The organism is Pseudobutyrivibrio sp. MD2005 (genome assembly GCF_000621865.1).
Classification (GTDB): Bacteria; Bacillota; Clostridia; order Lachnospirales; family Lachnospiraceae; genus Pseudobutyrivibrio.
The window spans coordinates 278,697-289,450 of the sequence record NZ_JHXE01000008.1; the positions used below are offsets into that span (position 1 = coordinate 278,697).

General features: G+C 40.4%; 5 protein-coding genes, 14 tRNA genes and 1 rRNA gene. All 20 read right to left on the bottom strand.

Annotated elements, in window-relative coordinates:
• Positions 1-87: 87 nt before the first annotated feature.
• On the bottom strand, positions 88-2,910 hold the full coding sequence (gene uvrA, locus T498_RS0102795) for an excinuclease ABC subunit UvrA (RefSeq protein WP_028234620.1): 2,823 nt from the start codon (positions 2,908-2,910) through the stop codon (positions 88-90).
• Entirely contained in the window at positions 2,897-4,891 is a 1,995-nt protein-coding gene (gene uvrB, locus T498_RS0102800) for an excinuclease ABC subunit UvrB (RefSeq protein WP_028234621.1), read from the bottom strand. Before uvrB ends, uvrA begins: the two co-directional genes overlap by 14 nt.
• Positions 4,892-5,844: 953 nt before the next feature.
• Positions 5,845-6,471 (bottom strand): YesL family protein, encoded by a 627-nt coding sequence (locus tag T498_RS14645; protein ID WP_051524551.1) that lies wholly within the window; start codon positions 6,469-6,471, stop codon positions 5,845-5,847.
• Between the two features lie 3 nt (positions 6,472-6,474).
• Complete coding sequence (locus tag T498_RS0102810) at positions 6,475-7,176, bottom strand: hypothetical protein (RefSeq protein WP_028234622.1); 702 nt, start codon at positions 7,174-7,176, stop codon at positions 6,475-6,477.
• A gap of 90 nt (positions 7,177-7,266) precedes the next feature.
• Positions 7,267-8,850: a glucose-6-phosphate isomerase gene (locus T498_RS0102815; protein WP_028234623.1), complete on the bottom strand. Its 1,584-nt coding sequence runs from the start codon at positions 8,848-8,850 to the stop codon at positions 7,267-7,269.
• Between the two features lie 168 nt (positions 8,851-9,018).
• A tRNA-Phe gene (locus T498_RS0102820) sits at positions 9,019-9,091 on the bottom strand.
• Positions 9,092-9,123: 32 nt separating this feature from the next.
• Positions 9,124-9,197 (bottom strand) — tRNA-Met (locus T498_RS0102825).
• A gap of 13 nt (positions 9,198-9,210) precedes the next feature.
• Positions 9,211-9,292: transfer RNA gene (locus T498_RS0102830), tRNA-Tyr, on the bottom strand.
• A gap of 15 nt (positions 9,293-9,307) precedes the next feature.
• Positions 9,308-9,380, bottom strand: a tRNA-Lys gene (locus T498_RS0102835).
• Positions 9,381-9,399: 19 nt separating this feature from the next.
• Positions 9,400-9,473, bottom strand: a tRNA-His gene (locus tag T498_RS0102840).
• Positions 9,474-9,488: 15 nt separating this feature from the next.
• A tRNA-Leu gene (locus T498_RS0102845) sits at positions 9,489-9,572 on the bottom strand.
• A gap of 101 nt (positions 9,573-9,673) precedes the next feature.
• Positions 9,674-9,746 (bottom strand) — tRNA-Val (locus T498_RS0102850).
• 19 nt (positions 9,747-9,765) lie between these two features.
• Positions 9,766-9,839 (bottom strand) — tRNA-Asp (locus tag T498_RS0102855).
• Between the two features lie 4 nt (positions 9,840-9,843).
• A tRNA-Ser gene (locus T498_RS0102860) sits at positions 9,844-9,929 on the bottom strand.
• Positions 9,930-9,949: 20 nt separating this feature from the next.
• Positions 9,950-10,023, bottom strand: a tRNA-Ile gene (locus tag T498_RS0102865).
• Positions 10,024-10,044: 21 nt separating this feature from the next.
• Positions 10,045-10,117, bottom strand: a tRNA-Thr gene (locus T498_RS0102870).
• A gap of 7 nt (positions 10,118-10,124) precedes the next feature.
• Positions 10,125-10,196: transfer RNA gene (locus T498_RS0102875), tRNA-Glu, on the bottom strand.
• A gap of 4 nt (positions 10,197-10,200) precedes the next feature.
• A tRNA-Asn gene (locus tag T498_RS0102880) sits at positions 10,201-10,273 on the bottom strand.
• A 33-nt stretch (positions 10,274-10,306) separates the two neighbouring features.
• Positions 10,307-10,379: transfer RNA gene (locus tag T498_RS0102885), tRNA-Ala, on the bottom strand.
• A gap of 127 nt (positions 10,380-10,506) precedes the next feature.
• A 23S ribosomal RNA gene (locus tag T498_RS0102890) occupies positions 10,507-10,754 on the bottom strand; the annotation flags it as partial.

A 10,754-nucleotide genomic window follows, 5' to 3' on the forward strand; every position in this document is an offset into this window, starting at 1 on the left:
TATACAATCCTTATGTGATGGTTAGGTGAAGATTTTGAAAAAAATTCACAATTTCTTCAAACTTACACATGATATCAATATTGAGTATTATAAATATTCTTTAAGATACTGGCCTGTATAGCTCTTCTTCACCTTAACAATTTCTTCTGGTGTACCCTTTGCAATAACGGTTCCACCTCTATCTCCTCCATCTGGTCCCATGTCGATAATATAATCTGCGCATTTGATTACATCCAGATTATGCTCAATTACTACAACAGTATTTCCTGAGTCTGATAGCTTACGCATAATCTCAACAAGCTTATTAACATCATCAAAATGTAGACCTGTGGTAGGCTCATCTAATATGTAGATAGTCTTACCTGTAGCTCTACGGGATAATTCCGTAGCAAGCTTGATACGCTGCGCCTCGCCACCTGACAATGTGGTAGAAGGCTGACCTAGCTTGATATATCCCAATCCTACATCATAAAGACTTTGAATCTTATTAAGGATGCTAGGAACATTTTTGAAGAATTCCACTGCTTCCTCAACAGTCATATCCAAAATATCGTAGATAGTCTTGCCTTTATAATGAACCTCTAGAGTCTCGCGATTGTATCTCTTACCTCCGCATACTTCACAAGGCACATACACATCTGGAAGGAAATGCATCTCAATTTTGATAATACCATCACCTGAGCATGCTTCACATCTTCCGCCCTTTACATTGAAAGAGAAACGACCTTTTGCATAACCACGCTCTTTCGCTTCAGTGGTTCCTGCAAACAAATCTCTAATCAAATCAAATACGCCAGTGTAAGTAGCTGGATTTGAACGAGGTGTACGTCCAATTGGAGACTGGTCGATGTCGATTACCTTATCTAAGGCTTCTGTTCCAATAATATCATCATGCTTTCCTGAAACCTTGCGGGCACGGTTTAATCTTTTGGCTAAATCCTTGTATAGAATCTCATTAACAAGTGAGCTCTTGCCTGAGCCTGATACACCTGTTACCACTGTCATTATTCCAAGTGGGATATCCACATCAATATTTTTAAGGTTGTGTTCTCTTGCTCCCTTAACTGTAAGCCAGCCTGTTGGCTGACGACGCTCTTTTGGAACAGGAATGCAAAGCTTTCCGCTAAGATACTGGCCAGTGATAGAATCTGGACATGCCATGATTTCCTCTGGGGTACCTGCCGCAATAACTTGTCCACCATCTTTACCTGCACGTGGGCCGATATCCACAAGATAATCCGCAGCACGCATAGTATCTGCATCATGCTCAACTACAATAAGTGTATTTCCAAGGTCTCTAAGGCCCTTAAGTGAAGCAAGTAGCTTATCATTATCCTTTTGATGCAATCCAATAGAAGGCTCATCTAAAATATAGGCTACGCCAACAAGACCCGAACCAATCTGGGTCGCAAGACGTATTCGCTGTGCCTCTCCACCTGAAAGTGTAGCAGTGGCACGACTAAGTGTGAGATAATCAAGCCCTACATCTACCATGAATTTAAGCCTTGATCTAATCTCCTTGAGCACTACAGCACCAATCTTCTTCTGCTGCTCAGTAAGGTTCAAATTCTCTATCATGTCATAGAGCTCATGTACAGGGTACTGAGTCATTTCAAAGATATTTTTATCATCGATAGTAACTGCAAGTGATTCCTTTTTCAAACGCTGTCCATGACAGCATGGGCAATCACTATAGAACATGAACTCCTCGTATTCTTTTTTTGCAGTCTCAGAAAATGTCTCCTTGTATCGTCTGTTTACATTTTCGATAAGACCTTCGAATACAGTTGGGTACACGCCTCGACCTCTCTGGCCTTCATAATGTACATCTACAGAACGATCAAATCCATGAATGAACATGTGGCGAATATTCTCTGGTAAATCCTTATAAGGTGTATCCAGTGAGAAGTCATATTCCTTTGCCAGTGTTTCTAATAATGCATGAGCAAAGCTGCTGCTTTTATTCGATGACTGCCATCCCATTACCTGAACTGCTCCGCCATTAAATGAGAGGTTCTTGTCAGGAATCATTAGATCCTCATCAAATTCCATCTTATATCCCAAACCAAAGCACTCTGGGCAGGCACCAAATGGATTGTTGAAGGAGAAGCTTCTAGGCTCCACTTCATCTATGCTGATTCCGCAATCAGGGCATGAAAATCCCTCTGAAAACCTGATAGGCTCACCGTCAATAACATCAACAATCATAAGGCCTTCTGCAAGCTTAAGAACAGCCTCGATAGAATCTGTAAGACGTTTTTCTATTCCCTCTTTTACAACAAGACGGTCTACCACTATCTCGATATTATGCTTAATGTTTTTGTCCAGCTTGATTTCTTCTGATAAATCATAAACACTACCATCAACATTTACACGCACATAGCCCGATTTTTTAGCTTTCTCAAATAGCTTCTCGTGAGTACCTTTTCTACCTCTTACAACTGGGGCAAGAAGCTGAATCTTGGTACGCTCTGGCAGAGTCATGATTGAATCAACCATCTGGTCTACTGTCTGCTTGCTGATTGGCTTGCCGCATTTTGGACAATGTGGCACTCCGCATCTAGCGTATAAAAGTCGCATGTAATCATAGATTTCTGTCACTGTTCCAACTGTAGAACGAGGGTTGTGGTTTGTGCTCTTTTGATCAATAGAAATCGCTGGAGGCATACCTTCCATATGCTCAACATTAGGCTTTTCCATCTGGCCTAAGAACTGGCGGGCATAGCTGGAAAGGGATTCCATATATCGACGCTGGCCTTCAGCAAAAATAGTATCAAAAGCAAGGGATGATTTTCCCGAGCCAGATAAACCTGTGAGTACAACAAACTCATCTCTTGGTATATCTAGGCTTATATTTTTTAAATTGTGTTCATTTGCACCTTTAATTTTTATATATTTACGTTCTTTCATTTTCTATATCTCTCAACATCTGTTTAAGTTCTACCATCTTATCACGATACTCGGCCGCAGCCTCGAAGTTGAGCTCTGCTGCTGCTTTTTGCATCTTCTTTTGTATATCTGCAATAAGCTTTTCCAGCTCTTTTTGATCCATCTCTTCTGGATCTTTCTTGAACTGCATCTCCTTGTGAGCAATCTCTTTCGAAATAGAAATAAGCTCTCTAACTGACTTTTGAATTGTCTTTGGAGTGATTCCGTGAGCCGCGTTATATGCCTTTTGAATCTCACGACGTCGCTCTGTTTCTGATATGGCTTTCTCCATTGATTCTGTCATGTTATCAGCATACATGATAACGTGTCCTTCGGAATTTCGAGCAGCTCGGCCGATTGTCTGAATCAGTGAACGCTCACTTCTAAGGAAGCCTTCTTTATCAGCATCAAGAATCACAACCAATGTGATTTCTGGTATATCCAATCCCTCACGGAGAAGGTTGATTCCTACAAGCACATCGAATACATCTAATCGCAAATCTCTGATGATTTCCGCGCGCTCCATGGTATCAATATCAGAATGCATGTATTTCACTCTCACACCTAGCTCTGCCAGATAATCTGTAAGGTCCTCCGCCATTCGCTTTGTGAGGGTGGTAATCATTACCTTATTTTTCTTTTCAACTTCCTTTTGAATCTCATTAAACAGATCATCTATCTGGCCATCAACCGGACGAACTTCAACCTCTGGATCCAAAAGACCTGTAGGCCTGATAACCTGCTCTGTACGAAGCAACTCGTGTTCTTCTTCGTAATCGCCTGGCGTAGCAGACACAAACATAATCTGGTCTATCTTAGATTCAAACTCTCCAAAATTAAGAGGTCTATTATCTAAAGCCGATGGCAAACGGAAGCCATACTCAACCAGTGTCTTCTTGCGGGCCTGGTCACCTGCAAACATACCACGAACCTGTGGAAGGGTGATGTGACTCTCATCTACTATAATGAGAAAATCATCATCAAAATAATCTATAAGGCACTTTGGCGGCTCCCCTGGCTGCTGATTAGTCATATGCCTACTGTAATTTTCAATACCGGAACAGAACCCAGTCTCCCTAAGCATTTCGATATCAAAATTCGTGCGCTCCGCAATTCGCTGAGCCTCGATAAGTTTGTCCTCTGATTTGAAAAACTTAACACGCTCATCTAATTCCGCCTCTATGCTGGCGCAGGCAGAATTTATCTTATCCTGCGGGATAACATAGTGGCTAGCCGGGAAAATGGCCACATGCTCAAGCTCTCGCTTTACCTGACCTGTCATGATATCCGTCTCACAGATGCGGTCAATCTCGTCCCCGAAAAACTCTACTCGAATGCCATAGTCACTAGTGTTGGCCGGAATCACTTCTAATGTATCGCCTCGAACCCTAAATGTACCACGAGCAAAATCCATATCATTTCGCTGATACTGAATGTTAATAAGCTCGTGAATAACATCATCTCTATCTTTAAAATCTCCTGGGCGAAGACTTACCATCATGTTTTGGAAATCATCTGGCTCACCAATACCATAAATGCAGGATACTGACGATACAATGATTACATCTCTTCGCTCGGACAATGAAGCTGTAGCCGAAAGACGAAGCTTATCAATCTCATCATTAATAGATGAATCTTTTGCAATATATGTATCAGTACTTGGGACATAGGCCTCAGGCTGATAATAATCATAATAAGAGACAAAATACTCAACCGCATTTTCAGGAAAGAATTCCTTAAACTCAGAATAAAGCTGCCCAGCAAGGGTCTTATTATGTGCAATAATAAGCGTAGGCTTGTTTAGCTGCTCTATTACATTAGCCATGGTAAATGTCTTACCTGAGCCTGTAACACCAAGCAGCGTCTGCATCTGGTTGCCTTCTTTGAAACCGCGAACCAGGTCCTCTATCGCCTTTGGCTGATCTCCAGTTGGCTTGTATTCAGAATGTAATTTAAAATCCATATTTGGCCCTCAAAATTAGCATATCTGTTAATTGTTACTAAAGGCGCACAATTTTAATTGTGCACAATCGTATATAGTATTATATCACAGGATACATATATGTCAAACATTTGTTTGCTCATAAAATAATTTTGTTATTATAGTTGACAGAATTGCATTTTATATGTTATATATAACATCGTCTTATTCGTAAGACATTAATTTTATAACTTACACATGTTATTAGTAGCAGCAAAACATGTGCATACCGTAAGTGGTTGGTATTTTCTTACCAAACTCAGCAGCACTTACGTACTATTGCCTGTGTTAGGCAATATTTTCCCACCATTTTTTAACTGAATAGAGATATTTGTTTTAATAGCGCTTGTGGTAGATGAGTTGTCGCAGATAGTTTCATTTTGTATAAGCAATAAATCAGTATTTTTTTAATTCTTCTCTCTCTACGCGTAACATTAAGGGCTGTTATTAAGTTTAGTTTTCTTGTTTTTATTTTTCACTTAAAATTATCTAAATTGTTTTAGTTATTTTTAAGTTTATAGTCAATGTCTATTTTTTCACTTAACAAAAATGGTGTGCTTGTTAAGTTATATTTTTTCTCACGCCAACTTCACTTAATATTATGCCTTTTGTGTTATTGAATCTTAAGTTTTTTCTTATTTATGCAAAAACTCACTTACCACACAAATCATTTTTTAAGTGGAAAATTCTATTTTCAAATTTAACTTATCTATTTTTCATTTCTTATATAAGTGAAATTCAAATATTCTTTTCTCCACTTAAATCAGGACTAATATGCTGATAAATAATAGGTTTACCAACATTTAGCCCGCTAATTTATAACATATATTTCTATTCAAGTATTAATTAAGGAGAATATATTTTAGATACTAATTTAGTTGATGTAAAAATAGAGGCATTCCTTTTGTGAATGCCTCTATGCTAAAACTATTTAATTATAATTCATCTTCTTTCGCGCGGTCTTCCTCAGACATGTATTTACGGAACACATTCTCAAGCATTGGATGAAGAGCGCATGAAAAGATGCCTGGCGCAAATATTATTAAAAATAGGAATCTGTATATTAGTAATAATAATATTACAACCACAATAACGATGATTAGTGACCATCCAAAGTTTGCTATCATAAAAATAGCTGACACCTTAAAAGAATCCTTGAATCCATTTGCAAATCGTGCAATATAGGCAAAATGATAAATTGCCCATACTATGCTGACCACAAATACTATGGAAAAAAATATTGATGCAGCTGCAAGTGGACTACCAGGTGTAATTAGATGTCTTGTGATGTAGATATCGCCTGCAAGGATTCCAAATAACAACATAAATATCAGCCATGACAATGTTGACTGCTTAAAATTATCCTTGAATGAATGGAAAAACTCTGTTGTGTAACCACGTCCCTTAAAAATGCATTTGTGAGTTGCGTAATAAAGTGCTGTAGCACTGGCTCCTATTGTGACGATAGGCAGTGAACATACTAAAAAGTAAAATCCAATCAGCATAACATCTGCTGCCTTTGAAATTCCATCAAAAATTCTGTTGTTAAATAACTTATCCAAGGTCTATTCCCCCATTTCTATGTCATACAAAAGCTGATAAAAGTTTTGCATGTATTGTTCATTGTTTGATAAATCTACGATTACAAGGTAGGTGGTATTATCGTCTAATCCAAAATAATCGTGGACCTTTGTGCCGGAGATATCTACGGCCGCATAGTTGTCAAAATAAGTGTCATCATTTTCTTTGCGCTGACTAAATTCAGCTTCTCTATTTGTCCAGATTTCCATAAGATTATCTGGCAATTCTTCGGTAACATCAAGAGGTGTACCCATGTCACATAGATATTGTACTCCAACTTCATCCGTAAATACGAAGTCCATTTGGCCAGATACAGTATATATATCTATCTGATTATAAAATGATGACGAATTAGCATCAACATCACCAGACAAACCAGCTATTAATGAAAAGCCTTCATGCTTGCCCATACCAAGAAGCTTAGGCATAGTCTTTTCTAGGCTAGTATCAACCTGGTCTGAATTGATGACAGTTCCGTATAGCTTGTATTCTACATAGTTTAATCTATGATGGACGATCCATACCAGGGCGCCAACTATAATTAAGAATATAACTATATGCATCTTGTAATATGTAAATATGTAACTTATCTTCTGACTAAATGTCATTCTAGAAAGCTTTGCCCGCTCTCCAGATAGAGTTTTATTAACTTGTTCCTGTTCTCTATCAATGTAATATTTTTCCATAAGACATATCCTAACGTAAAAAAATAGCTACCGCAAGACACGGTAGCTATTTTTTATAAACTTTTTATAATACGGACAATCTAAGCTATCTTAAATCTCAAGAAGATTTGCATATGCAGCAAGTGCATCTGTTGTATCGCCAGAAAGTACCTTCTTTGCAAGTACCTTTCCAAGCTGAACACCTTCCTGATCGAATGAGTTTACATTCCATACGAATCCCTGGAACATAACCTTGTTCTCAAAGTGAGCAAGAAGAGCACCAAGTGTCTCAGGTGTAAGCTGATCTCCAACGATAATTGAAGATGGGCGGTTACCCTCGAAGTACTTGTTTCTATTGTCGTCATCCTTACCGCATGCGAAAGCCATAATCTGAGCAGCAACATTAGCCTTAAGCTTCTGCTGAGATGTGCTTCCCTCGATAACAACATCTGTAGCCATCTGACTGTTCTTGAAGCCTACAAACTGAAGAGGGATGATGTTTGTGCCCTGGTGAAGAAGCTGATAGAAGCTGTGCTGACCATTTGTACCTGGCTCACCAAAGATAACTGGACCAGTAACATAATCAATAGCCTCACCAAAGCGGTTAACGCTCTTACCGTTTGATTCCATATCAAGCTGCTGTAAATGAGCAGGGAAGCGGCTAAGTGCCTGTGAGTATGGAAGAACAGCTGTTGACTCATATCCTAAAATATTTCTCTCGTAAACACCGATAAGTGCATCAAGCATAGCTGGGTTCTTGCGGATATCTGTATTCTTTGCAAGAGCATCTTCAGCTGCAGCTCCGTTTAAGAATCTAGCAAATACATCTGGGCCGAACGCAAGTGAAAGCACTGCACCACCTACTGATGATGTAGATGAATAACGTCCACCGATGTAATCATCCATGAAGAATGCATCAAGGTAATCAGATGACTTTGCAAGTGGTGATGTTTCAGATGTAACAGCAATCATGTGCTTAGAAGCATCAAGGCCTGCCTTTGCAAGTGCATCCTTAACAAATGACTCGTTTGTAAGAGTCTCAAGTGTTGTACCACTCTTTGAAACAAGAATGAAGATTGAGTGAGCAACATCAACACCAGCAAGTACAGCTGCAGCATCATCAGGGTCTACGTTTGAAATGAAACGTGCTTCCATCTTGAATGTGCCTGTAACCTTTGCCCAGTTCTCAAGTGCAAGATACATTGCACGAGGACCAAGGTCAGATCCGCCGATACCAATCTGAACAGCTGTTGTGAAATTTTCGCCATTTTCGTTAACAATCTCACCTGCGTGAACCTTGTTAGCGAACTCTGCGATACGCTCCTGCTGCTTTACATAAAACTCTCTCTTGTTAACGCCATCAGCCATAACATCATCGCCAAGCTGACCACGTGTGAGCTGATGAAGAACTAATCTCTTCTCACCTGTATTAATAACCTCTCCATTGTAAAGAGCTGCGTACTTGTCAGCAAGCTGAGCCTCATCAGCAAGCTTTGCAAGTGCATCTAAAACAGTGTCATCAACCTGCTTTGATGCAAAATTGTATGACATACCATTTGACATTGGAACTGAATATTTAGCAACACGGTCTGCTCCGTTTGCTCCTGACATAACTTCTTTTAACTCCACCTGATTCTTAAGCCCTTGGAGAGTCTTGTAAGACTCGAGCTTATCAAAATTTTTCCATTCTACCATTTTGATCACTCCTTTATAGTTATGTTAAAACAATATTACCAAAAAACGATATCTAAGAAAGTTTATAATAAATGGGATTGCTTTTCAAGGATAGTAGAATGGATTTCACAATAATTTGTAAAAGAATTAAGAAGTACAATGAATAATGATATTTATGCATGAAAAAAGTGCCCAGAGTCGGAATCGAACCAACGACACGAGGATTTTCAGTCCTCTGCTCTACCAACTGAGCTATCTGGACACAAATTCATGATTTGCAAACAAATCACAGAGTTGCGGGAGATGGATTTGAACCATCGACCTCCGGGTTATGAGCCCGGCGAGCTTCCAGACTGCTCCATCCCGCGATATTAAAAAAGATGGGCGGTGGTGGATTCGAACCACCGAAGCAATTTGCAGCAGATTTACAGTCTGTCCCCTTTGGCCACTCGGGAAACCGCCCATGTATAACAAAAAATGCGCGATCAGGGGTTCGAACCCTGGACACCCTGATTAAGAGTCAGGTGCTCTGCCAGCTGAGCTAATCGCGCACATTATTAAATTGTAAAGGGTGGGTAGAGGGGTTCGAACCCTCGACCTTCGGAACCACAATCCGACGCGCTAACCAGCTGTGCCACACCCACCATATTCAAATTAAATGCCGTAGACCGGAATCGAACCGGTACGATGTCGCCACCACAGGATTTTAAGTCCTGCGCGTCTGCCAGTTCCGCCACTACGGCATATTCATACTAATTTTAAAGCTTGCCTTTAAAATTAGTGTGACCAATAAAAATGCTTTGCATTTTTATAAACTATGTAAACCAGCGTATTACTTTTTAAATGGGACCTACAGGGCTCGAACCTGTGACCCCCTGCTTGTAAGGCAGATGCTCTCCCAGCTGAGCTAAGATCCCATAGTTAAATACTGGAAAACGACCCCAGAGGGACTTGAACCCTCGACCTCCGCCGTGACAGGGCGGCGCTCTAACCAACTGAGCCATGAGGCCAAAACGCAGAGGGTGGGATTCGAACCCACGCGCCCTTGCGGACAAACGGTTTTCAAGACCGCCTCGTTATGACCACTTCGATACCTCTGCATATATATTAAATTTGAAAATGGACCCTCAGGGACTCGAACCCTGGACCGACCGGTTATGAGCCGGTTGCTCTAACCAACTGAGCTAAAGGTCCAAGACCTATACATTTTCATAAAGCCGATGATCGGACTCGAACCGATAACCTGCTGATTACAAATCAGCTGCTCTGCCAATTGAGCCACATCGGCTTATAAGTGACTCCGACGGGAATCGAACCCGTGTTACCGCCGTGAAAGGGCGATGTCTTAACCGCTTGACCACGGAGCCATAACTCCCCAAGTAGGACTCGAACCTACGACAACTCGGTTAACAGCCGAGTGCTCTACCAACTGAGCTATTGAGGAATATTAATAAAACCCATACAGATTTTATTATAGTGGAGACGGAGAGATTCGAACTCTTGACCCCCTGCTTGCAAGGCAGGTGCTCTCCCAACTGAGCTACGCCCCCATTTTCAAAGTTGTTAATAAAAAAGCAAGCATATCCATATCCATTATGGGTGGTGCTTGCTAGTGCTTTATAGCAACCTCAAAACTTCATACAATAGTTATTTCATCCTGACTACATATTTCCTTTTTAGAATAAACCTTCGATCTATTAGTATTCATCAGCTGAATGTGTTACCACACTTACACCTTGAACCTATCTACCTTATCGTCTATAAGGGATCTTATTTCCTTAAAGAAAGGGGATATCTCATCTTGAGGGGGGCTTCACGCTTAGATGCCTTCAGCGTTTATCCCGTCCAGACTTGGCTACTCAGCTATGCCGTTGGTCGACAGCTGATACACCAGTGGTCCGTCCACCCCGGTCCTCTCGTACTAG